Source organism: Jatrophihabitans sp., assembly GCA_036399055.1.
GTDB lineage: Bacteria > Actinomycetota > Actinomycetes > Mycobacteriales > Jatrophihabitantaceae > Jatrophihabitans_A.
Genome location: DASWNX010000004.1, coordinates 88,341 through 111,047, shown reverse-complemented (window position 1 = coordinate 111,047; position 22,707 = coordinate 88,341). Strand labels below are relative to the sequence as shown.

General features: G+C 66.6%; 16 protein-coding genes. 4 read left to right on the top strand and 12 right to left on the bottom strand.

Features of this window, described 5'->3' with window-relative positions:
- The first annotated feature begins 34 nt into the window (after positions 1 to 34).
- On the top strand, positions 35 to 874 hold the full coding sequence (locus VGB75_01465; GenBank protein ID HEY0165685.1) for an ATP-dependent sacrificial sulfur transferase LarE: 840 nt from the start codon (positions 35 to 37) through the stop codon (positions 872 to 874).
- A 69-nt stretch (positions 875 to 943) separates the two neighbouring features.
- Here the strand turns inward: VGB75_01465 and VGB75_01460 are convergent, their stop codons facing one another.
- The 6 genes from VGB75_01460 to VGB75_01435 form a co-directional block, all read right to left on the bottom strand.
- Positions 944 to 2,191, bottom strand: coding sequence for an ATP-grasp domain-containing protein (locus VGB75_01460; GenBank protein HEY0165684.1), 1,248 nt, complete (start codon positions 2,189 to 2,191; stop codon positions 944 to 946).
- Positions 2,192 to 2,209: 18 nt separating this feature from the next.
- Positions 2,210 to 2,830: a DsbA family protein gene (locus VGB75_01455; GenBank protein ID HEY0165683.1), complete on the bottom strand. Its 621-nt coding sequence runs from the start codon at positions 2,828 to 2,830 to the stop codon at positions 2,210 to 2,212.
- Positions 2,831 to 2,836: 6 nt separating this feature from the next.
- Positions 2,837 to 3,685, bottom strand: coding sequence for an isocitrate lyase/phosphoenolpyruvate mutase family protein (locus VGB75_01450; GenBank protein HEY0165682.1), 849 nt, complete (start codon positions 3,683 to 3,685; stop codon positions 2,837 to 2,839).
- Positions 3,682 to 4,791, bottom strand: coding sequence for a branched-chain amino acid aminotransferase (locus VGB75_01445; protein HEY0165681.1), 1,110 nt, complete (start codon positions 4,789 to 4,791; stop codon positions 3,682 to 3,684). The genes VGB75_01450 and VGB75_01445 overlap by 4 nt, the downstream gene beginning before the upstream one ends.
- A gap of 306 nt (positions 4,792 to 5,097) precedes the next feature.
- Positions 5,098 to 6,768, bottom strand: a complete 1,671-nt coding sequence (locus tag VGB75_01440) for a class I adenylate-forming enzyme family protein (GenBank protein ID HEY0165680.1) — start codon at positions 6,766 to 6,768, stop codon at positions 5,098 to 5,100.
- Positions 6,769 to 7,026: 258 nt separating this feature from the next.
- Positions 7,027 to 8,829 (bottom strand): BTAD domain-containing putative transcriptional regulator, encoded by a 1,803-nt coding sequence (locus VGB75_01435; GenBank protein ID HEY0165679.1) that lies wholly within the window; start codon positions 8,827 to 8,829, stop codon positions 7,027 to 7,029.
- 306 nt (positions 8,830 to 9,135) lie between these two features.
- Here VGB75_01435 and larB point away from each other — a divergent pair, with 306 nt between their 5' ends.
- On the top strand, positions 9,136 to 9,861 hold the full coding sequence (larB, locus tag VGB75_01430; GenBank protein ID HEY0165678.1) for a nickel pincer cofactor biosynthesis protein LarB: 726 nt from the start codon (positions 9,136 to 9,138) through the stop codon (positions 9,859 to 9,861).
- On the top strand, positions 9,858 to 11,069 hold the full coding sequence (gene larC, locus VGB75_01425) for a nickel pincer cofactor biosynthesis protein LarC (GenBank protein ID HEY0165677.1): 1,212 nt from the start codon (positions 9,858 to 9,860) through the stop codon (positions 11,067 to 11,069). Before larB ends, larC begins: the two co-directional genes overlap by 4 nt.
- A gap of 63 nt (positions 11,070 to 11,132) precedes the next feature.
- Here larC and VGB75_01420 read toward each other — a convergent pair whose 3' ends face one another.
- From VGB75_01420 to VGB75_01395, 6 genes are all read right to left on the bottom strand, one after another.
- Positions 11,133 to 12,461 (bottom strand): hypothetical protein, encoded by a 1,329-nt coding sequence (locus tag VGB75_01420; protein HEY0165676.1) that lies wholly within the window; start codon positions 12,459 to 12,461, stop codon positions 11,133 to 11,135.
- Between the two features lie 136 nt (positions 12,462 to 12,597).
- Positions 12,598 to 13,140 (bottom strand): hypothetical protein, encoded by a 543-nt coding sequence (locus VGB75_01415; protein ID HEY0165675.1) that lies wholly within the window; start codon positions 13,138 to 13,140, stop codon positions 12,598 to 12,600.
- Positions 13,141 to 13,298: 158 nt separating this feature from the next.
- A complete protein-coding gene (locus tag VGB75_01410; protein ID HEY0165674.1) occupies positions 13,299 to 13,982 on the bottom strand; it encodes a hypothetical protein in 684 nt (227 codons plus the stop codon).
- A 203-nt stretch (positions 13,983 to 14,185) separates the two neighbouring features.
- Complete coding sequence (gene uppS, locus VGB75_01405) at positions 14,186 to 14,905, bottom strand: polyprenyl diphosphate synthase (protein HEY0165673.1); 720 nt, start codon at positions 14,903 to 14,905, stop codon at positions 14,186 to 14,188.
- Positions 14,906 to 15,701: 796 nt separating this feature from the next.
- Positions 15,702 to 16,217 carry a DUF4430 domain-containing protein gene (locus VGB75_01400; protein HEY0165672.1) on the bottom strand — a complete coding sequence of 172 codons (516 nt, stop codon included), beginning with the start codon at positions 16,215 to 16,217 and terminating at the stop codon, positions 15,702 to 15,704.
- 1,099 nt (positions 16,218 to 17,316) lie between these two features.
- Positions 17,317 to 17,829 (bottom strand): DUF4430 domain-containing protein, encoded by a 513-nt coding sequence (locus tag VGB75_01395; protein ID HEY0165671.1) that lies wholly within the window; start codon positions 17,827 to 17,829, stop codon positions 17,317 to 17,319.
- A 2,564-nt stretch (positions 17,830 to 20,393) separates the two neighbouring features.
- On the opposite strand from VGB75_01395, the gene VGB75_01390 reads away from it, so the two are divergent.
- The gene (locus tag VGB75_01390; protein ID HEY0165670.1) at positions 20,394 to 21,713 is read left to right on the top strand and encodes a site-specific integrase; all 1,320 of its coding nucleotides are present in this window, start codon (positions 20,394 to 20,396) and stop codon (positions 21,711 to 21,713) included.
- The last annotated feature ends 994 nt before the right edge of the window (positions 21,714 to 22,707 follow it).

Here is a 22,707-nt window from a genome sequence, read left to right as displayed (position 1 = left end):
AGCGCGTCGTCCTCGACGGCGGACGGCACGTGCAGTGACCGAGGTGGCGCAGGATCCCGGCGAGCTGTCAGAGCGGCTGCTTGCCCGGATGCGGATGCTCGACGGCGTCGTCGTGGCCTTCTCCGGCGGGGTCGACTCCGCCCTGGTGCTTGCCGCGGCCCTGCGGGCGCTGCCTGCCGACCGGGTCCGGGCCGCGATCGCCGACTCCCCCAGCCTCGCCCGCACCGAGCTGGCGCTCGCCCGCGAGGTGGCCGGGGAGCTGGGCGTCGAGCTGATCGAGATCGGCACTGACGAGCTGGACGTGCCCGGCTACCGCAGCAACGCCGGAGACCGCTGCTACTTCTGCAAGCACACCGTCCTGACCGCCGTGTCCGCTGTGGCCGCCCGCCAGGGCATCCACCACGTGGCCACCGGCACCCACGCCGACGACCACCGGGCCGCACACCGGCCGGGGCTGCGGGCAGCCCAGGAGCTGAAGGTGATCGAGCCGCTGGCCGAGGCCGGCCTGGGAAAGCAGGAGATCCGCCTGCTGGCCAGGTCCTGGTCCCTGCGGGTGGCCGACAAACCAGCCATGCCCTGTCTGGCCTCACGGATCGCCGTCGGGGTACCGGTCTCGCTGACCCGGCTGAACCTGGTCGAGCGGGCCGAGGCGGCGCTGCGCGAACAGCTGACCGGAGCCGGTCTCACCCCCCGCGACCTGCGAGTCCGGTTACTGGGTCAGGGTTTCCGGGTAGAACTGGACCAGGCTGCGCACGATGCGCTCATGACCCGGCCGGCCCTGGTCGATCAGGTGCTGGTCCGTCTGCAGGAGCTGATCCGGACCGGTCCGGGGCAGCTGTCGACCTACCGGGCGCCGGCCACGTCCGGACCCTGACCGGCGCCGGATCACCAAGGCGCCGGATCACCAGCAGGCCTGGCGCGCGGGCCATCGAGCGTGCATCGGTCATGCTCGGCCGGTGGTCACCACGATCTGGGCGGCCGCGGTCTCGGCCAGACGCTGTGCCAGGTAGGGGTCATCGGCGGTGGCCAGGACGTGGCCGATCCGGTCCTCGTTCACCCGCAACGGCCGCACGCTCATTCCCGGGGCGAGGTAGACCACGGCTTCCTGCACGCCCGGAACCGCCCGGGCGATATCCAGACCGCTCACACTGTCCACGACGCCGGGATCTGCGCTCAGGTACCGGATCGCCGCTCCGGAGACGGGCCCGGTGACCGGGCCGACGGACTCGCCGAGGTATTGGCGGACCACGAGTTCCATGCTCGCCACACCGAGGCTGCGGTCCATCAACTCGGTGATCCGCCCACCGGCCGGGCGCGGGTTGATCTCGACCAGCTTCGGACCGTCGGCGGTGTACTTCAGCTCGACGTGGGCGATCCCCAGGTCGAAGTCCACGGCCCGGGCCGCGGCCACGGCGGCGCCGGCGAGGTCCTCCCGCACCCCCTCGGGCAGGACGGAGGGAAAGGTGTGGCCGAGCTCGACGAATCGGTTGCCTGCGCTGACAGTCTTGTCGGTCACCCCCAGGACGCTGTGCGAGCCGCCCTGGGCCAGTACCTCGACGCTGACCTCGAACCCGACCAGGCACTCCTCCACCAGGACCTCCGGACGCGTGGCCTGCCCGCGCCGGTTGGTGGGCCGGGCCACGATGGCGGAGAAGGCCATGCTCACCTCGTCCACCGTGGTGCAGCGCACCACGTGAACCCCGCTGGTCTCATCCGCGGCCTTGACCACGCAGGGCAGGCCGATCTCCTCGGCCGCCGCGGACGCCTCCGCGAGCGTGGTCACGACCTGGAAGGCCGGCCCGGGCACCCCCCGCTCCCGGCAGCGGCGCCGCTGGTCGACCTTGTTGCGGGCGATGCTGATCCCGTCCGGGTCCGGGCCGGGCAGGCCGAGCTGGCGAGCGGCCTGCGCGGCCGGCACGACTTCGTACTCCGCGACCGACAGCAGCGCGCTCAACGGCGCCTGCGCGTCGACCTCCTTGACTGCCTCCATCAGCGGGGCCAGTTCATGCGTCTGACAGGACACGAACTCGTCCACGCAGGTCCGCAGGACCTCGGTGCCACCGGCCGCCGCGTGGTACCGGTCCAGACCGCAGTTGAAGAAGACGACGTGCAGGCCCAGCTTGCGCGCGGCCCGCAACGCGTCGAAGCCGGAGCCGGAGAGGTTGGACTCGACGAATCCGATCCGTCTCATGAGTGAGACTCCTTTCGGTCAGTCGTAGTTCAAGCCACCGGAACGGGCACGCTTGATCTCGAAGAAGTGGGGGTTGCGCGCCAGGGCCAGGGCAGCGTCGAAGACCTCGACCGCCTCATCGCCGCGCGGGATCGCGTTCAGCACCGGACCGAAGAACCCGATCCCGTCGATGTGGATGGCCGGTGTGCCGAGGTCCTCACCGACCGGGTCGAGGGCCCGGCGGTGGCTGGCCCGCAGTTCCTCGTCGTAGTCGGTGCTGCCGGCCGCCGCGGCCAGCTCGGCCGGCAGCCCGACCTCGGCCAGCGCCTGGGGGATGACTTCGGTGTAATCCTTGTTGCCACCGTTGTGGATCCGGGTCCCCAGCGCCGTGTACAGCTCACGCAGCACACCGTCGCCGTGATCCTTGGCCGCCGCGACACAGACCCGCACCGGCCCCCAGGCCCGGTCGCAGAAGGCGCGATACCAGTCCTCGATCTCGCGGTGCTCGTTGAGGACTGACAGGCTCATCACCTGGAAGCTCAGGTCGATGTCACGCTTCTGCTCGACCTCGAGCATCCACCGGGAGGTGATCCAGGCGAAAGGACAGGCGGGGTCGAAGTAGAAGTCCACCTTCGGAATGGCGGACGCAGACAGAGACATGGTGATCTACTCCTTGGTCGGGACGGTGGGAAGGAGGGCGTTCAGCGAGTCGTAGCCGAGCCAGGGCGAGGAGGCGGTCAGGGTGCCGGAGTCGAGCAACTCGTGGGCCAACTCACTGGCCGTGGTGTAGGCGGCCCGGGCCAGAGCCGGGCCCACGGTGATCCGGCGGACTCCGGCGGCCTGCAGTTGCGCGACGCTGGCGCCACCGGCGGTGGTGACCACGCTGATCGGCAGCGGGGAACGCCTCACCAGGTCAGACAGGACCTGCAGGTCCGACAGGGCCGGGACGAACACGCAGTCGGCGCCGGCAGCGGCGAAGGCGTGGGCCCGGCGCAGCACTTCGGCCGGGCGCTCGGCCGGGTCGCCGATCCCGCGCATGTACACGTCGGTCCGGGCGTTGATCACCAGGTCGGGGACGCCGGCGGCGACCGCGGCATCCCGGGCGGCGGCGACCCGACCGGCGGCGACCGGCAGATCGAACAACCCGCTTCCACCCGGAGGGGCGTCCTCGATGTTGATCCCGACGACCCCGGCCTCCAGGACCGCGGTGACGGTCTGGCCCACCTGGGACTCATCCGCACCGAAGCCTGCCTCGATGTCCGCGCTGACGGGCACGTCGACCACCTCGGCGATGCGGCGCAGCAGCCGGAACAAGTCAGCCCGGGGCACCTGCTCGCCGTCGCGGTAGCCCAGGCTCCAGGCCAGGCCCGCGCTGGTGGTGGCCACGGCACGGGCGCCGGCCTGTGCGAACACGGCGGCGCTGGCCACGTCCCACGCGTTCGGCATCACCAGCACCCCGCTGGAATGCAGCTGGAGCAGCAGCTTCGCCCGGTCCTGCGGGCCGAGGCGACTCATGTGGTCCTCGTTTCGGTGTCCACGGTCTGCATCCAGCCGAAGGTGTCTGGCGCCTGGCCGTATTGGATGTCGGTCAATTCCTGTCGGAGCTGGGCCATCACCGGACCGGGACGGCCGTCCCCCACCGTCCACTCACGACTGTCGGAAAGCACCTCAACCACGGGCTGGACGACGGCGGCGGTCCCGGTCGCGAAAGCCTCGATGAAGCGTCCGTCCCGGCATCCCTGTTCCCACTCGTCAAGGGCCACCCGTTCTTCGCTCACCTGATACCCGGCACGCTCGGCCAATCGCAGGACGGAGTCGCGGGTGACGCCGGCCAGCAGCGTGCCGGTCAGCGGAGAGGTGATGATGCGGGGTCCGGCGTCGGTCCGCTCCACGAAGAACAGGTTCATCCCGCCGGACTCCTCGATGTGGCGGCGTTCGTGCGCGTCCAACCAGACCACCTGGTCACAGCCGCGCGCGAGCGCCTGCCGCTGGGCGATGTAGGCGCCGCCGTAATTGCCTCCGCACTTGATCTCCCCGGTGCCGCCGGGAGCGGCGCGCACGTACTCGGTGGAGGCCAGCAGCCGAAGCGGCTTGGGACCGGAGGAGAACGACGGGGTGCCGAGCACCGTGAACAGGAACTGCTCTGCCGACCGGTTACTCAGGTGAGTCTCCGAGGCGATCATGAACGGCCGCAGGTAGAGGCTGTGCCCGCGGGTGGACGGAACCCAGGCCTGGTCGACCCGCAGCAGCGCTCGCAGCGCCGCCACGAAGTCCACCTCCGGCAGGGTCGGCATCGCCATCCGAGTGGCCGAGCGGTTGAACCGGGCCGCGTGATCGTCCGGACGGAACAGGGCCCGCTGCCCGTCCGGTCGCCAGAACGCCCTCAGACCCTCGAAAATCGTCTGACCGTAGTGGAAGGCCATGGTCGCCGGGTGCAACGAGAACGATTCCAGCGGCCGGACCAGGGCGTCGTGCCAACCGCGATCAGGCTGCCATTGAATGGTCACCATGTGATCGCAGTACGTGGTGCCGAACCTCGGTTGTGCCAGCAGTTCAGAACGTCGTTCGGGCGAGACCGGCTGCGCGGGCTGCCAGGTGAACTCCAACCCGGTGACGGTCATGCGGACTCCTTGTGGACGAGGTCGAGGTCGAGGCGGCCCCGGGCCGATCGACCAGCCCCGCGCTGATTGGGGTATATCTTGCCGGATCGATCAGATCGGACAGGTCCGACTCCTCCCGATCGCAGCCCGACGGCGCACCCCCGTCCGGCGACGGCTCCCCCGATCACGGTCGCGCACCCGCCGGAACGGCAGGCTGGACGGCCTCCGGATCAGCGACCGGCAGCAGCTGGACGTGGTTGTGGGGCACAGTGACCTCTCTGGAAAAGAAGGAGACGCGGCCCGGACCGGCTCCGGGGCGCACCTCGATCAGGTGACCGAGTCGCTCGTGGCGAGGTTCTTGCCGGCGCGGTTGCTCAGGTACGTGGGCAGGTCGGCGTACTTCTGCCGCAGGAAGCGCTTGAGGGACTTTCCGGTCAGGCCGAGCGGGTAATCGCCGTCCTCGCCGGCTACCACCTCCACCATCGCCAAGGCCGGACGGCCCAGCGAGCGCAGCGCCGCATTGGCCGACACCAGGACCTTCTCGGGGTCGACGCCTCCGATCACCACCGCGATGGCGACGTTCTCCAGGCCGATGACCCCGGCCACGACAGTGCATTCCTCGACTTCGGGAACCTCGTTCAGCACGAGTTCCTCGGTTTGCACGGAGTAGAGCGGTCCCTCGACCGTGTGCACGACGTCGGTCGCCCGGTCCACCTGGTAGAAGTTGCCTTCCTCGTCGCGGTAGGCCATGTCGCCGGTCAACCAGTAACCGGCCAGCATGCTGCGGTAGGTGGTGTCCGGGTTGCCCCAGTAGCCGGGGGTCCGCGACGGCGGCTGGGCGCCGAGGTACCCGACCTCGTAAGGCGCTGCGAGGGTCCCGTTCTCGCGGACGATCGCCACTTCGGCGAAGCCGACCGAGCGGCCGACGCAGCGGTCGTTGCGCTCGGTCTCCAGCGTGCGCGGCTTCATCAGCACGCCCCAGCCGAGTTCGGTGGTGCCCAGCCGGTCCAGGAAGGTCGAGGGCTCGCGTTCGGGGGACCGTCGCCTGAGCACATTCTTGATGTGCCGCTCGTGCACCGCGTCACCGATGGACACCCAGATGTTCACCGAGTCCAGGGCGTCCTGCGACGGCGGCAGCGCGGCCATCTCGGCGTAGGCGTGACCGAAGGCCATCACCATCGTCGGCTGGTGTTCGGCGATGGCCGTGGCCAGCTTCTGTCCGTTCACATCCCCCCAGGGCAGGAACGGCTGGCCGGCGAGCACGGCGTACGCGGTGAAGGAGATGCAGCCCTGATGTGACTGCGGCAGCGCCGTCATGATCAGGGCGTTCGGTTCCTCCTTGTAGTCCAGGGCCCGGAACTTCGGCCCGGCCATGATGGTGCGGTGGGTGTGGATGATGGGCTTCGGCAGGCCGGTGGTGCCGGAGGAGTGCATCAGGCCTACCGGATCGTCCGGGTGGTGCTGGAAACGGGCCTCCTCCGCAAGGGTGGCCGAGGCCGGGCCGGGCACCTCCTCCATGGTCCTCGTCCAACCCAGGGTCAGTTTCCCGAGGTCGGGAGCGATCCGATCGAGCCGCTCGGCGTCGGTGTAGAGGCCGATGGCGCCGGTGCGCTCGCACAGCGCGACCGCCGTCTCGCGCGGGGCCTTGCTGTTGATGAGCACGGCGATGGCGCCCAGCTGAGCGATCGCGGAATAGTGCACGAAATAGGCGATGGAGTCAGGCAGGAAGACGGCGATCCGGTCCCTCGGGCGGACTCCCTGCTCCCAGTACCAGGCCGACCAGCTCTCCACCAGATGGTGGAGGTCGCGCAGGCTGAACTCGGTGCGGGTCTCGCCGTCGATGTATGGGATCGGGACCAGTGACTTGATGAACGGCTCGTCCGGGAAAGGGTTCAGCGCCAGCAGCGCGGGAAGCAGGTTGCCTCCGCCGATGGTGGGGTCCGCAGCCACCTGAGCGCGCAGATCCGGCGGGAGAACGGTGTTGTGCGTCAGGATCATGTCATCGCTTTCTGATGTGGGCCGCAGAGTCGATCAGGGCACGAGCCGTGGCCGGGGCGGCGCGATCCACAGTGATCTCCTCGGGCCTGCGGCGCCGGCCAGGGCGGCGGCGTCAGGTGGACACCGCCGCCCGGACCGGCGATGGGCTACCGCCAGCATCACAACCGGAGCCATCGGCACTGCCTTTGTCAGGCATCCGTCGAACATCGGCACTCACCGGACAGCATCGGTTCGGCTGCGCCCCGGCGCTCGGGGTGACTACCCGTAGCGGACGTCGCTCAGCTGGAGTTCGGTGGCCACCTGGGTAAGCGCGTACTGCCGCAGCAGCTCGTGGAAGTGGTACCGCCCGGCCGCGCTCTGCCGGAGCAGGTGCACGTCGAACAATTCCTCCAGCAGCCGATCCGCTTCTGGCACAGAGATGTTCGCCAGGGCAGCGGCTGCGCCGGCGTCGAACTGCTCACCGGGGACATGGGCCAGGCCGAGGACGCACAGCAGGCGCCGCTGCTCCGGCGACAGGTGACGGTAGGAGGCGGCGAAGAGGGCGCTCAGGTCGCGCTCTCCCAGAGAGAACTCCCTCAGCCGTGTCCGATCGTCACGCAACCGCGCGATCAAGTCCGTGAGCGTCCATGCCGGACGGCTGTGGAAGCGGGAGGCGGCGATGCTGACCGCCAGCGGAAGCTTCGCGCAGAGCGCGACAACCTCGGCGACCGCCTTCGGCTGCCCACCTACCCGGCCGGCGCCGGCGATGCGGGTGAACAGCTCGACCGCGTCCGCCTCCGGCATCATGTCCAGCGAGCAGAACGTCGCTCCGTCCAGGCCGACCAGCCGCCGCCTGCTGGTGATGATCACTTGGGCCTTTCCGGTGCCGGGCAGCAACGGACGGATCTGCCGCACATCCAGGACGTCGTCCAGCACCACCAGAACCCCCCGCTCGGCGACCTCGGCCCGCCAACGGGCCGAGCGCTGCCGCGCGTCCACCGGGATCTCCTCCGGCCGCAGCCCGAAGTCCAACAGCAGCCGTTCCAGGGCGGCCTCCGGCTCCAGCGGCTCCTGGCCGGGGGTGTGACCCTGCATATCGATGAAGAGCTGGCCGCCGGGATAGTTCGGCGCCAACTGGTGGGCCAGCCGCAGGGCCAGCGTGGTCTTGCCCGCACCGGCCATTCCGTCGACAGCGACGATGCGCAGCGCGGTCTCCGCGGCCGGGCAGGGCACGGCGAGCGAGCGCAACTCTTCGGCCCGGCCGATGAAATGAGCTGTGTGGTACGGAAGGAAGGAACGGCCGCTGAGGGGCTTGCTGGGTGGGTGCACGACTTCCACCGGTCGCGGCCTCGCCGCCGGCGCGGAGGCGGCGGCATCCCGACGTCCGGCCAGGGCCGCCGGATCGTCCCGGAGGATCTGCTCGTACAGCCGGCGCAGTTCCAGGCTCGGCTCGACCCCCATCTCGGCCCGCAGCAGCCGACGGCCCTGCTCGTAGGCGGTCAGCGCGTCCGCCTTGCGGCCGCTGGCCAGCAGCGCAAGCATCAGCAGGCGCCGGGTTTCCTCCCGCAGCGGGTTCTGCGAGACCAGCACGCCCAGTTGCGGCACCAGCACCCCTCCCGGTTCACCGCTTCTCAGACGCAGTTCGAGCAGTTGCTCGGTCGCGCCCAGCCGCTTTTCCTCCAGGCTGGCAGCGATGATGTCGAGCACTGACCCGTTGAGCCCGGACAGCGCCGGGCCCTTCCACAGCGTCAGCCCCTGCTCAAGCAGGTTGATGGCCTGGGCGGATTGCTTTTCGGCAGCCGCAGCCGTGGCCTGGCCGACGAGGCTGACGAACCGGTGGGCGTCGACGTCCTGCGGGGGGACGTCGAGGCGGTAGCCCGGGCCGTCCTTCAGGATCATCGACTTGGCTGACCCGAAGCTGCGCCGCAGTCCGGAGACGGCGTTGTGCAGCTGCCTTCGGACCGTCGCCGGTGGCCGGTCGTCCCAGACCGCCTCGATCAACCGGTCCGCGGTGACCACGCGGTCGGGCTCGAGCAGGAGCACGACCAGTAGCTTCTGCTGCCGCAGCCCACCGATGTCCACCGGGCCGTCATGTTGAGCCCGAAGATTTCCGAGCAGCTCGAAATACACTTACACCCCTGACTCGACACGTACCCCGTGGTGGAACGACCGGCAGCTTCAGTCGGAGCGCTGGAACAGCGCGGATGTGGCAGGTCGCCGGTTAACGGGCTCGGCGAGCGAGCCCTGGACCAATATGCGTCGTCGTTAAATCGGCAGGCTCCCATAGGAGCTTACCGCTGTAACCCCGCAATTATTAACATCTGCGCCATATCGGCACAATAGGATAATTAGGTTTACACCTCCCCGTATCAACACTAAGGTCGCGTTATGCCGAGACCTGATATCACCGGCGTCGGACCGTCTACCGCAGACCTGGGCTTCGCCAGACTCGACCTGGACCGGGCCACCCGGACCGGAGACCCGGAAGTGGTGTTCGGCGCAGGCAAAACGCCGGAGCAGATCGTGGCATCGATGAGCCGACTGCACGAGGCGCATCCCGATCGGGCCATCCTCGCCACCCGCGTAGACGCCACCGGCCGCGAGCACTGCCGGCGCCACCTGCCCCAGGCCCACGTCGATGACCTGGCCCGGACCGTCGTCTTGGGCGAACCGCCCACCGGCCGCGGACGCGTCGCCGTGGTGTGCGCCGGGACGTCGGACCTGCCGGTGGCCCAGGAGTGCGCCACCACAGTGACCGTCTTCGGCGCGGAGGCCGACCTCATCGTCGACGTGGGGGTCGCCGGAATCCACCGGCTGCTGTCTCAGATCGAGCGGATCAGCACTGCCGATGCGATCGTCGCCGTTGCCGGCATGGAGGCGGCCCTGCCGTCCGTGCTGGGCGGGCTCTGCGGCGCCCCGCTGATCGCGGTCCCGACCAGCATCGGATACGGCTGGCACATGGAAGGGCTCACCGCCCTGCTGGCGATGCTCAACACCTGTGCCGCCGGCGTGGTCACGGTCAACCTCGACAACGGCTTCGGCGCGGGGGTCGCGGCCGCCCGCATCGCCCGTGCCTCACACCGGGCTCTGGCCACCGCCCCAGCAGGCTCATGAGCATCGCGTGGATCGACGCCGGCAACGGATGCGCCGGGGACATGCTGCTGGCGGCCCTGGTCGACGCCGGCGCGGACCTGGGCGCCATTCGCGCCGGCCTGTCACGGATTCCGTTGCAGGGTGTGCACCTGCAGGACAGCGTGGTGCGCCGGCACGGGCTGCGGGCGCGACACATGAGTGTGCAGGCGCCGGCCACCAGCCATGCCCGGCACCTGCCCGAGATCGTCGAGCAGATCACCGCCGGCGCGCTACCGGAGGCAGTCGAGCGCTTCGCGGTCGCGGTCTTCCAGCGGCTCGCCCACGCCGAGGCCCACGTTCACGGAGTCGACCCGGCGGAGGTGCACTTTCACGAGGTCGGGGCGCAGGACGCCGTCGTCGACGTGGTCGGCTGCGCGATCGCCCTGGACCTGTTGGGACTGCTGGACGCGACGGTGACGGTGTCCCCGATCGCAGTTGGCGGCGGCACGGTGACGGCCGAGCACGGCCGGCTGACCGTCCCGCCGCCGGCGGTGCTCGCCCTGCTGAGTGCGGCCCGGGCCCCGGTGGCCGCGCACCCGGCGGCCCGCGAGCTGTGCACCCCGACCGGCGCCGCCCTGCTGGTCACTCTGGCCGACGGGTACGGCCCGATGCCTGCCTGCACGCCGGTCACGGTCGGCATCGGGGCCGGGACGGCCGACCCGCCGGGGCACGCCAACATCGTGCGGGTCGTCATCGGGCAGTCCTCGTCGGCGACGCCGACCTGGGTGAGCACCGACCTGGTCACTCTCGAGACCACCGTCGACGACCTCGATCCACGGCTATGGCCGGACGTTCTCGCTGCCTTGCGCAAGGCGGGCGGGGCCGATGCCTGGTGCGCTCCGATCACCGCGCACAAGGGCCGGCCCGGCATGCTCCTGACCGTTCTGGTCGCGCCGGACCGGGTGGACGGCGTCTGCGCGGCGACCTTCGCGCACACCTCGACCCTTGGCGTGCGGCTCTACCCGGTCCAGCGGCGATCGCTGCACCGCGACAGCGTGAGCGTCCAGCACGACGGCGGGATCGTGCAGGTGAAGCGGGGATACCTGGACGGCGCCGTGGTCACGGTGCAACCGGAGTACGACGACGTGAAGGCGGTGGCCGAGTCCACCGGCCGGCCGCTACGCCAGATCATCGACGAGGTCCGCTCAGCGCTCACCCCTTCTGTGGCCGCCGATTCCGCTCGCAGCTGAGGGGTGGGGGCCAACCACGACCAGGCACAACCGGGTGACGGAGATCTGAAACCGTCAGTGCGGCTAGGGCGATTCGATGTACGTCAGCGTCACATCCCCGCCGAGCTCGCCGCTGAGCCGCACCGTTCCCGTCTCCACTCCGGAGACCAGCACGTTGCTGGTTGCGGGATTGATCGCCCAATAGGACACACTCACCGACGCGGTGGACTCGATCCGATCCTTTCGTAAGAACAACTCCTCGATGCGCTGGTCCACTGAGCCGCCTGCGCTCTTGACGTAGACGACGGCATCGAACTTCTTGCCGTCGACGGCCACGCGCAGTGCCTCGTGGAGCGCGCCCGATACGAATGCCGAGCGTTTCGCTCCGGCGGCCGTGGTATGGATGGCGATGAAGAATGCATCGATAGCGGTCACCAGCGCATTGACCGTGTCAGCGGTCACGGATGCCAACGAGACCTCGGCCGTCACCGAGTCTCGGGCGGCTGTCACCTCTGCGATCTCGGCCAGCAGGCCCTGGGTGGGCGCGCCGTTAGACGCGTCCTTTTGCTTGTTCAAAGCAGTGAGTCGTTCGGCCAACTCAGCCCGACGGGTCTCCCCGTCGATCCTGACCCGGTCCTGGCTCAGCTTGTATTGCGCGAGCAGATTTCGCCGTTGCCGAAGGTAGCGCTCGCGCTCGAGGAGACCGGCGGCAGGCACGAGACGGAAGTCGTCGATGTGGACGTCGCATTGATCAATGAGGGCACCGGAGATCGCGGCGACCGCAGCCGTGTCGTCGTCAGCGATAGACCGGCTGCTGAGCGTCTGGCGCGGCGCGAGCATGGAGAGCAAGCCCGGCAGGACGTACGCCGCCGCTGCTGCAAGCGTGATCCCGAAATCTGCGCCCTGCGCGACCGGCAGCAGGCTCTCGGCCGATTCGGTGAGGTGGGTCAGGCCCGCGTCGACCTCGACGTACGCGCCGTCCGCCGTCGCCAGGTCCTGATCCGACGTGACGAGGACGAGCGGTCTGAGGCCACTTCCCGACACTGCGTTCTTGATCTGGTCCGCAGCTTTGGAGGCTGCGCCGCGCAACGCGTGCCGTGCCAGATCGTTGCCACGGACCGCCTGGTCGCCTTCGATCTTGGCGGCGGGAACCGACACCTTGCTGAAGTCCGGGATCAGCGATGCGATCTGCGTCTGACGTGCGTCCGAGACCGCCTTGTCCGCCTCGGCGACCGCCTTACGGCGTTCGGCCTCACGCTGCGCGAGTGCCGCCTCGCTCATCGCCTCCCGCTCCTGACGCTGGGCCGCGGCGGCCTCGGTGGCGGCCTTGAGCGCCGCAGCCTCTGCCTGCTGCACCTCGGCCGCGACTATCCGTGGGTCTTTCGCTTGGTTTCCAACGCCACCGGTCGTCATATCGCCCCCATTGACACCTATTGGATTGTCGCGTCACTGCAGTGTCCGCCGAAGATGGGTCGGGAACAAGCAGGTGTTCGTGCCTCGGGGGCGCAGGCCTCGGACGCGGGGACAAGTCCGGAAGTGACTCCGCAGGTCAGGCAGCGGCGCAGCCGGCCGGGAGCACGTCAGCGGCGCCGGGCTGAGTGATGATGGCAAACCAATCCGAGCTGATGAGACTGGTCCGCTTCCAGCTGAACAGCACGCGCGCCCGCCGCTCGGGTTCGCTCTTGCACGGCACGAGGAGCTCCAGATCGCCGGTGTCGCCGAACTCGCCGGTTTGGAGGCTTACGACGCGGACGTCGCGGTGTCCGAAGGCTGTGACGAACGCAGAGACGTTGTCGCTGTCCTCCAGCGTGAGCGACATAGCTCTCAGACGGCTCTCGTCGCCTGACCGTAGCGCGGCCACGAACTCTTGGGCGCGACGCTCGATCGCCGAGTTGACCTGCTTGCTGTCGGAGTCGAGTGGTAACCGGTGTGCCGTGTTCGGGTCACCGCTTCGCTGATGGAGCACCAGGACCGTGACACCGGCAGCGACCAGGATCGCCACCACCAGGCCGGCGACCATGAGCAACCGGCGGCGGGTTCCGCGTCCTGCGGGCGACTGGGTAGACCGTTCCGCGGGCGACTGGGTAGACATCGACCGCTCCTTAGCTTGAGACCCGTGCGGGCGGTAGACGTGGACCAGCCGGGCTAGCTTCGGGCTGGAAGCGGCACGGAGGCGCTAGGCAGATCCAGATGGAGCGGTAGGCGAGCCTAGGACGCGTGCCTTCGCCCAACGGCGCGAGACGACCCTGCTTACCGACCAAGCGGACGACTGACGATCTGAGCGAACTTCTCCTGGCCGTACTGCTGCTCCAGGGCGGCGTCGATGAACTCGTTGACGGTCATGCCCTGTTGCTTGGCGGCCGTCTCAAATCCCCGCGTGCCTACGTCGAGCAGGGGCAGCAGGTCGAACTTCCACTGTCCATCCTGGCGGACAAAGGCGAGGTCAAAGTCAGTCGCGGCCCCCCGCACCTTGGCGGCTGCGGTCGCCGACTCACCTGAGACCTGCACTTGGCCGATCTCAAGGCTCTTGACCCCGTCCTCGCCGATGAGACCGGCGTCTACAGCGGCGACCAACAGTTGCTTGGGAGTGGACGACCGGAGAACGTCAGCCTGGAGGGACCCGCGCATGACCAATGCGGTCATGCGCTTCGCCGGCGCCAAGGCGGCCAGCTCTTGCTTTGACGCGTCCAATGCTGAGACCCGGGCTTGGTCGTAGAACTCATAGGTCGTATTCGCCACGACGTCAACCGCCGCTGGGCCGTCCTTAGCGAGGACCGCCGCCTTGTAGGTCTTGAAGACAAGAGCGACCGCTGCCGTCTGGTCCGCGCTGGGCGTGGCGCTCGCGCTGACGCTGGGCGTGCCGCTGGCGGTCGCGGCCTTGGCGTTGCGCTTGTCGGCCGAGTCGCTGCCGCAGCCGCTGACCGCAAGTGCCACGACGCAACACATCGGGACGAGCCGCCGAAAAGGGATCATGGCGCCACCATACGTGGCAGACCACCCGGCATCGGCTAGTGCAGTCTCATGTGCAGCAGAGACGCACGACGACCTTCGCCCAGCCGGGAGCCGGGGGTCGCGCAACGCGACCAAGAGCCGGGCTACATACGACAGACATGAATTCAAGCCGACTAGCGTGGGGCCTACGTAAGCCCCCCAAACGTCGCCCGTCGAGCTGCGTACGACTGAATGGCGGAAAGAAGATGCTCTTTGCGGAAGTCAGGCCAGAGCTCGTCGGTGAACACAAGCTCCGCATACGCACACTGCCATAGCATGAAGTTAGACAATCGCAGCTCGCCAGCCGTCCTTATGTATAGGTCTACGTCAGGTATATCCGGCGAGTAGAGATAGCGACGGAAGTCCGACTCTGTGGCAGTGGACAGCTCTAATTGGCCTGCTTCGCTTGCGCGCGCCATACCCTTTGCCGCATGCAGTATCTCTGCGTGACCGCCGTAGTTGAGACAAAGCTGCAGGCACAGTCGCGAGTTGTCTGCGGTTGCAGCCTCCACCCTGGCGATAGCGTTTAATAACTCCGGCGGCAGGTCGGCTTCCTTCCCTGCCCACACAAACCTGATACCTAGGTCTAAAAATGTTTCACATCTCTTCTCTAAAACCTCTGTGAACGCACTGACCAGGTCCCGTACCTCGTCCGTTGACTCTCCCCAGTTCTCCGAAGAGAAAACATGAAGCGAAAGATACGGGAGGTTGATCTCAAGGCAGGTAGCCAGGACGGCGAGAAACGCGTCTTGGCTTTTCTCATTACCTGCTGATGGGGGAAGGTTCCGTCTCGTGGCCCATTCGCCATTGCCATCCGCAGATATCGCAATGTGCCTAACGCCGTGCAGATCATCCGTGCGAGACATAAACTGAGCTCCTCAAAATGGTTCACCGCAGGCGGCCGGTCGAGCCTGACTATTCATGGCAAGGTGCCACAATCATGGCGCCACCATACGCGGCAGACCACCCCAGCGTCGGCTAGTGCAGTCACATGGGCAGCAGAGACGCACAACGACCCTCGCCACAGCCGGGAAGCGAGGGTCGAAGGCAGAGGGGCCCCAACGGCGCAGACGCTAGGCCGCACGTCCGACATGTCGGACCTGCGTGTCGCCGTCGGACTGCGTGCTGGTCGTGACCCGCGCCCCCAGCGGACTGCCTAGACAGATCCGGATGTGCGACAGACACGGCGGGGCTAGCTCGGCCGCGCGGTCGCTCCACGCTGGCACGGCGACCGCTTCGGGCGCTGGCCGGGCAGGCCGGGGTGCCGGTCGCCAGCCGGCACGACGCCCGGCACGGCTACGGGTCGCACCTGATCGACCTGGGCGTGCTCACCCCCTGGTCAGTCAGACGCTCGGGCACAGCAGCCCGAAGGTCACGATGGCGTTCTACGCGCACGTCGTGAAGAACGGCGCGAACAACCGCCTGCGGGAGGCCCAGCGCGCCATGAGCCTGTGACACTTCGCCCCCGGAACGCCGTCAGAGGCCCGTCCCGATCGCTCGGAAGGGCCTCTGACCTGCGGCTTTACGGGGTGGAGGTACGGGTAGATCGCCCATGCCGGTGTCGCCAACCTTCGGCGACACCGGCAGGGGTGATGATTAAGCTTTGCGCAACCGTTACCACCGCACTAGCGCGACGGTTCCGGCGTGCTGGTATTCAGTCCCTCAGAAGGTGGTCATCGTGAACGTGATGGTGTCACCGGTGCGGACCTGGTACTGGCATCCGCCGACCTGAAGGTATTCCCCGTTGACCGTGATGGCCCAGTAAGAGTTCGAAGTGCCTGACTGACCATTGATCTCCGTGATGAAGAAGTCGTCGAATTGCGAGTAGTAGACGCCGTCCCAGGTAAACCCGTAGGCACTGGCCGCATCGTCAAGCGCACCGGTCACTGTCGGTCCGGGCGTGGAGTTCGCACCGCCGTTGGTGCCGTCACAAGTGTGCGTGCCGCCGGATTCGGTAGTGACGTCGTGCGTACGCGTTACCACCCGCTCTGAGAAGAGGACGGTGCCGTCGGTGTCCACGATTTGCACCGTGACCACAGCGACTGGCGGGACCGCCGAGGTGTTGGATGATATGGCCTGTGCGGGTGCTGCGACCAAAGCCGGCAGCATCAGGAATGCGAAGAGCAGGCCTAGCATCCAGCGCATACGGCTAGCACCTGAACGATTGACATCTTGCATGTGTGGTCCTTTCTGTTGTGTGCGATATGCACGGGTTAGTGGCAGTCGAGCTGGCAGTCGTTCGAGGGGCCATGGAGATGCAGTGGCGTCTGCTGCCGAGCCCCGTTTAGGTGACGTTCATACATCCTCTGCAAAGAGGTGTCATCTTCCTGTCGCCGGTCAAAGTAGCACATCGTGCCGGTTAGAATACAACCAGGAAAAATCTGACACGACGTCACTACCGCATCGGACGGCACGCGCACTAGTGACGGCACCAGCAACGATGCAAACCCCACTCCCGGACCGAGCGTGACCCGGTGCGCTTGACGATGCAGCGAGTGCCTACGGGTTTACTGGGGACGGCACCCCCCACGCGCAATACGAGGACTACTTCATCGAGACGATCAATGGGTGAGTCAGAGTCTTCGAATTCATACTGGAGTATCTCGGTCACGGGCAGGATCTTTGAGTCGGTGGATTCCTGGTTTAGCAACTCGCCTTCGCCGACCCTGCGCCTAGGCAGCGAAGTTTCTCCTCAGCAGCGGCTCGTGACCCGTATACCGACGCGCGAGGCCTAAGCCAGCCTGATTATCGAGTCGAGCCTTAACGCGGTTCAAGCAGTGGCGGCGTCCTGAGGGTAAACACCCATGCCGGTGGCGCCAACCTTCGGCGACACCGGCATGGTGATGATTGACGTTTTGCGCACCGTCAGCACCGCACTAGCGCGGGGCTTCCGGCACGCTGATCCTCAGTCCCTCAGAAAGAGGTCATCGTGAACACGATGGGTATCGCCGGTGCGGACCTGGTACTTGACACTGGCTGACCCGGAGCCCAACACGCGCCCGATAAGACTCCTGCCCGCTCGGAACCCGCCCCCAGACACGGCGCTCAGCAGGAACCTGTGTTCTGGGTCCGGTGACTCACGTCGGCGTGACGCTTCTAATCCGGGAACAGCGCAAGTCGGCCGGTTCACTCAGTGGCAGGGTCCTGGGGTAAACCGCCATGCCGATGTCGCCAAAGGTCGGCGACACCGGCATGGCGACGGTTAGCGATTGATTCAAGCAGCCGTCCAGTACCGCATTTAGCTCGGAGCTTGCCAGCGCACTGGTCTTCAGTTTCCTTAGAAGGAGTCCATCTTGAACAGGATGGTATCGCCGGTGCGGACTTGGTACTGGCATCCGCCGACCTGAAGATATTCCCCGTTGACCCAGAGACTCCAGTACGTGTTCGAAGACCCTGACTCACCCTTGATCGTCTCGATGAAGAAGTCGTCAAATTGCGCCCAGTGGGTGCCGTCCCAAGTAAACCCGTTGGCACTCGCCGCATCGTCAAGCGCACCGGTCACGGTCGGTCCGGGAGTGGGGTTTGCATCGTAGTTGGTGCCGTCACAAGTGCGCGTGCCGCCGGATTCGGTAGTGACGTCGTGCGTTCTCGTCACCACCCGACCTGAGAAGAGGGTGCCGTCGGCGCCCTCAATTTGTACCCACACCACCGCGACTGGCGGGATCTTCGGGGAGCGTGACGGTGTGGCCTGCGCGGGTGCTGCGACCAAAGCCGGCAGCATCAGGAATGCGAAGATCAGACTGAGCATCCAACGCATCCGGTGAGTTCCTGTGCGTTTGACATCGTGCATGGTGCATCCTTTCTGTTTGTGTGCGAGGTGCACGGGTTAGGTGGACAGTCGGACCGCCAGCCGTTCGAGGCCGCGGACGACAATCTTGGACCGCCAGCGCAACGAGGCACTAGCCACGGTTGCCAAAAATTTCCTCCGGGCGTGCCGGTGCCGAGTGAACCGTTCTTCCTCGGCCATCCAGTGGGCGCCACCATCTGCGTCAACCAACGCGGCAGCGTGGCACCACCAATTCATGCCTCGTATCACTTGAGCCACGGGTGCCGACGCCATAAAACTGGCCGGAGAATAGAGGACCTATGGGCCTCGTCAGAATTAATCACATGCCGATGAACATTGAAATGACCAATAACAAGCCGATAAAAATTGAAGTGATGTTTTACCTTCCGCTGCCGAGCCCCGATCAGGCTCACGGTCATATGTCCTCCGTATCGAGCATGAGCACACCATCACTAAGCAACTTGCACATCTGCTTATATAGGACAATAGTAGCCAAGTTTAACCCAAGGGGCAACAGGGCAGTTACATGACTAAGAGTAACGGTTGGTGATGATGCAGGGCAGTTAGTGGGCCCTTGGGCGGCGGTCTGGTCATGATGATTCGGGTCAGTCGGTTCAGCGGGAGCTGGCTGCTGCTCCCGGCAATGGTAAGTGCGCTCGATCCAAATCACGATCGCGATGTGCAGCCGGTCGCGGCCGACCCACACGGCGTTCGAGGACATTGCTCCCACAGCGGCGACAAAGAACTCTCCACGGCGGCGGCTGGGCTGAGAGCTGGGGCGACCTTGCCCATGGTGCGACCCAGCGAAGGCAGCTGCGCCGGGCCGTCCTGGGCGCCGAACGCCGCATGTCCTACGAAGCACTCAACGACCACGCCCGTTTACGTTCCTTGACTGAATGCATGGAAGCCGCCGACCGTCGGGTGTGAGTGCCGATTAGCTTTGCGTGGACAAGCGAGCGGTTCATCACCCACCCCTTACAGATTTCACATTTGCTGGCAGGCGGAAATTCACGAAGCCGCGCAGTAGAGCGCCAGCCAACCACATGCCATAGCCGCCCGGTACAACAGCCAGATGGCGGCTATAGGCACCGCATAATGGCGCCCGTCCGAAGGTCCCTGCGCAGCCAGCCCACTCGGGCCACAGTCCGCTGATCGTGCGCCCCGAGGACTAAATGATTCTTCGAACCGTTTCGAGATCGCCGGACAGACGAGGTACAGAAAACCCCTCCGGTTCTGGCAGATGGCAGGGTGTGCGTGGCCGGCGGGGCAAGTCGGACGGGCTTGCGCACGCGTCTGGCCGTTCTCTGCCAGATGGTCTTGCATCCAATTGAAGGCGGTCAGCGCCGCGTCCATCGGGTTAGCGGTGCCATCTTCAGCGGTGACCGTTCCAGAGTCGCCGGGATCGAATACCAGTGCCGTCCCCGGTTGGCGTGGGGACATCGCCGGGTGCCACGCTGACGGCCCCGATCGTGGCCGAGCCGACCGCAGTCAGCGTCAGTGCGAGGGCGCTGACACCGGTAGCTGGAATCCCGGCCACTCCAGCCGCGGTGACCGTCCGCACCGTCTGCGCGGGCATCGGGCTCGAGTACCCACCGGTGCCGTTACGTGTGTCGAGCAGGCGGCCCGCCGCTGGCATGAACAAAGCGCCTGTGCCAGCCGACGCACCCGCCCGCGCCAGGCCCACGCGCAGCGCACCCGACCGCCGCTTCACCCCGTACCCCGCAGTCGGGACAGATCAGGAGACACCCTGCTTAGGGGCGGACACCCTGCTTAGGGGCGGAGCACTGTCAGAAGACAGCAAGTTAAACCTTGCAGTGATCGAATGTAGACACTTCGGAAGATTCATTAGATACCCGTGGGTACAGGCATTTCATCTACAGGCGAGCAGTTCAGCCGCCCTCCCGAGCTGACGCACGCCGATTTCGCCGTGATCGCGCGGGGTAGTCCGCGCTCGGACAGCGGCTGACGGGCCAGCACCGAACACGTCCGCGTCCAGGCCAACCTGCAAACCTGCATCGCCTACTTGCCGGACTGCCAGGCCGCCTACCCGGGAGCGTCACCGACAGCTCAACCGACAGCTCAACCAAGCCTTCTTCGACAAGATCTACGTCGATGAAGACGGGACTGCCCGGTTCAACAAATGGCCGATCCGTTCGCGCTCCTGCTTGGCCCGGAGGTCCGCTCAGCAGCCGTGATTTCCCGCGCCGTAGAAGCTCAGGCAAGGGAAACGCCTCAGTTGCCCGAAACGGATGATTCGATCCAAAACCCGGCCGGTCACCGATTTGGCCGGGGTTTGAATAGACAACGATGGTGGAGCTGAGGGGATTCGAACCCCTGGCCCCCTCGATGCGAACGGTGATTTAGCGTCCACCCCGCCCCGCCCGTACCGGGCTGAGACGTTCTGAGCCCCCTATTCAGCTGGGGTTCAGTCGGCCGATGTCATCTCGTATTGGTTGGTGCTGACCCATGCCGCAGTCTCCGCTCAGGGTCAAATGAGGGTCAACACAGCTTACGATCACCACATCAAAAGGACGGGGTGTCAGGGCATGGGTCAGTCTCGAAAGCGAGTGGGTCGGAGCGGCGACGTCCGCTACACCGCCTACTACGAGGATGCCCGCGGCCACCGCCGCTCCGCCGGCACATTCACCAGCCTGAGGGCCGCGAACAAGGCGTGGCAGCAGGCCGAGGCGAAGGTAGCCGAGGGCCGCGGGGGTCAGTCTCACCGCGGGCGGCTGTCGTTCAAGCGCTACGTCGAAGACGTCTGGTTCCCCAACCACGTCATCGAGCTCACCACCCGACAGAACTACACCTACAGCCTGAACCGACACATCATGCCGACCTTTGCCGAATTCCGGATGGTCGATGTACTGCCCTCAGATGTGAGGGAGTGGGTCGCAAAGCTCCAGGTGAACGAGGTGAACCCGCCGACCATCCGCTACGCCATGACCGTCCTCTCCGCCATCTTTACGACGGCGTTAAATGACCAGATCACCTTCCTGCACCCCTGCATGGGCGTGAAGACCCCGACCGTCGCAACCAAGCGCCGGCGGATCATCACCCCGGACCAGTTCGGCGCCCTCTATGACGCCATCCCCACCAAGGAGTTGCAGCTGCTCGTCGAGACCGACGTCGAGACCGGGCTTCGTTGGGGCGAGCTCATCGAACTCCGCAAGCGCGATGTCGACCTCGACATCGGGGTCATCACCGTCTCCCGCGTCGCCGGCGAGCTCGCCGCGAAATTCAACCCCGCCGGGCAGCGGTTCTTCGTCAAGCAGTACCCGAAGGACACCGAGTGGCGCGCGGTCACCCTGTCCGAGCACATGTTCGGCCAACTTCGCGAGTACGCCCGGGGGATGGAGCCGGACGATCTGCTGTTCCGCGCGCCGGATCAGTCGGAGTCTCGCCGCAGGGTCCGCCCGGAATCACTCCCTGATCCGGAGAAGCTTGGGCTCACCGAACCCAACGAGAAGGGGCGGCAGTACCGGCACGGCACCACCAGCGCCTACGGCCCGGGCAGGTGCCGCTGCCAACACTGCAAGGACGCCTGCGCCGCCTACCGCGCCGACCGCCGCGCCGCCGGCAACGACAGCCCCCGCCAACCTCGACGCCTCGACACCGACGGCCACATCCCCCGCGCCTGGTTTCGCCGCATGATCTGGAACCCCGCCCTCCAAGCCGCCGGCATCACCTTCCAGGTCCGCTTCCACGACCTCCGCCACGCCCACGCCTCCTGGCTTCTCGCCGGTGGCGCCGACATACAAGTCGTAAAAGAACGCATGGGCCACTCTTCCATCACCACGACTCAGAAGTACCTTCACACCCTCCCCCACGCCGACCGCGCCGCCGTCACCGCCCTCAACACCATCCGCAAGCGCACGCCGGCCTAGGCACCGACTCGTTGATCGCCGCATGCCTAATGACATGAGCGGGCTCGGCGGAGGTCTGCGTCGGGGTAGGCCAGGACGGTCACACCGTCGCCCAGGTCGCCGGCGAGCTGGGTGTCGTATGGGGCCACCGCGGCGGCGACGATCCGCTGTTTCAGATCCGCCGCCTGCTGCGCGCCGACGGCTCACCCAGCACGCCTGGGCCGGGCTACTGACCGGCCCAGAGGCCGGGACGCCCACTCGCCGCAATCCGTGACATCATTTCCGCCAGCGGATAGGAGTGGCCGACGCTGGCCGGGTCGGTAAGCACTTTGTTCTGTGGCCTGGACAGGGGACGAACGTGACTGATCCGAGTGCGGGTAACGCAAGCAACCCGACATCCACACCACCAGCCAACCCCGCAACCCCACCCACACCACCAGTCAACCCCGCAAACCCACCCACACCATCGCCCACACCTCCGGGCTCTGCTGGCGGCTCAACGTGGCGTCGAAAGCTCGCTATTGTTACGTTCGTCCTCGTCACGGTTGCTTCAGGCCTTAGGGGGATTCCTCCTACTGCACGAGAATCCGCGCCTGGCTAGCCCCCCGCAGCTGACAGGCGGACTGTTTCCTTTGGTACAAGAGGGCGACAGATACGTTAAGAGGTCTCTCGCTGTGGCGATCAGCGAAGCCTCCAGCCCTAACCCCCCTTGTCTCGGTGTCGTGGTCCTCCGAGAAGCCGTCCGTCCTCCTGCTCAGTGGCGACATGGCCCCAACTGGCCCGGTCTCCTACTTCTCGTTAGGCAGCAGTAAGAGGACTCCCTCTGCTCCGAGCTCGGACACGCACTGGCGTCCACTTGATGTCACGTCCTCGGCAGTTGCAATCACCACTCTTGGGACCTACGACAGACTGGGCAGTCCTCGCGACGTTGTCCTTGGCAGGCCGACATCTCAGTCACCGGCATAACTTCCGGTGCCCATGTCGTTTCCGTTCCTGCCGGTCGAAGCCTGCTCCA

What these genes read in the sequence shown, in the direction of transcription:
- VGB75_01460 (HEY0165684.1), bottom strand. Translation starts at nt 2,191, where the DNA reads ATGAGACGGATCGGATTCGTCGAGTCCAACCTCTCCGGCTCCGGCTTC.
- VGB75_01455 (HEY0165683.1), bottom strand. Translation starts at nt 2,830, where the DNA reads ATGTCTCTGTCTGCGTCCGCCATTCCGAAGGTGGACTTCTACTTCGAC.
- VGB75_01450 (HEY0165682.1), bottom strand. Translation starts at nt 3,685, where the DNA reads ATGAGTCGCCTCGGCCCGCAGGACCGGGCGAAGCTGCTGCTCCAGCTG.
- VGB75_01445 (HEY0165681.1), bottom strand. Translation starts at nt 4,791, where the DNA reads ATGACCGTCACCGGGTTGGAGTTCACCTGGCAGCCCGCGCAGCCGGTC.
- VGB75_01440 (HEY0165680.1), bottom strand. Translation starts at nt 6,768, where the DNA reads ATGATCCTGACGCACAACACCGTTCTCCCGCCGGATCTGCGCGCTCAG.
- larB (HEY0165678.1), top strand. Translation starts at nt 9,136, where the DNA reads ATGCCGAGACCTGATATCACCGGCGTCGGACCGTCTACCGCAGACCTG.
- larC (HEY0165677.1), top strand. Translation starts at nt 9,858, where the DNA reads ATGAGCATCGCGTGGATCGACGCCGGCAACGGATGCGCCGGGGACATG.
- VGB75_01420 (HEY0165676.1), bottom strand. Translation starts at nt 12,461, where the DNA reads ATGACGACCGGTGGCGTTGGAAACCAAGCGAAAGACCCACGGATAGTC.
- VGB75_01415 (HEY0165675.1), bottom strand. Translation starts at nt 13,140, where the DNA reads ATGTCTACCCAGTCGCCCGCGGAACGGTCTACCCAGTCGCCCGCAGGA.
- uppS (HEY0165673.1), bottom strand. Translation starts at nt 14,905, where the DNA reads ATGTCTCGCACGGATGATCTGCACGGCGTTAGGCACATTGCGATATCT.
- VGB75_01400 (HEY0165672.1), bottom strand. Translation starts at nt 16,217, where the DNA reads ATGCAAGATGTCAATCGTTCAGGTGCTAGCCGTATGCGCTGGATGCTA.
- VGB75_01395 (HEY0165671.1), bottom strand. Translation starts at nt 17,829, where the DNA reads ATGCACGATGTCAAACGCACAGGAACTCACCGGATGCGTTGGATGCTC.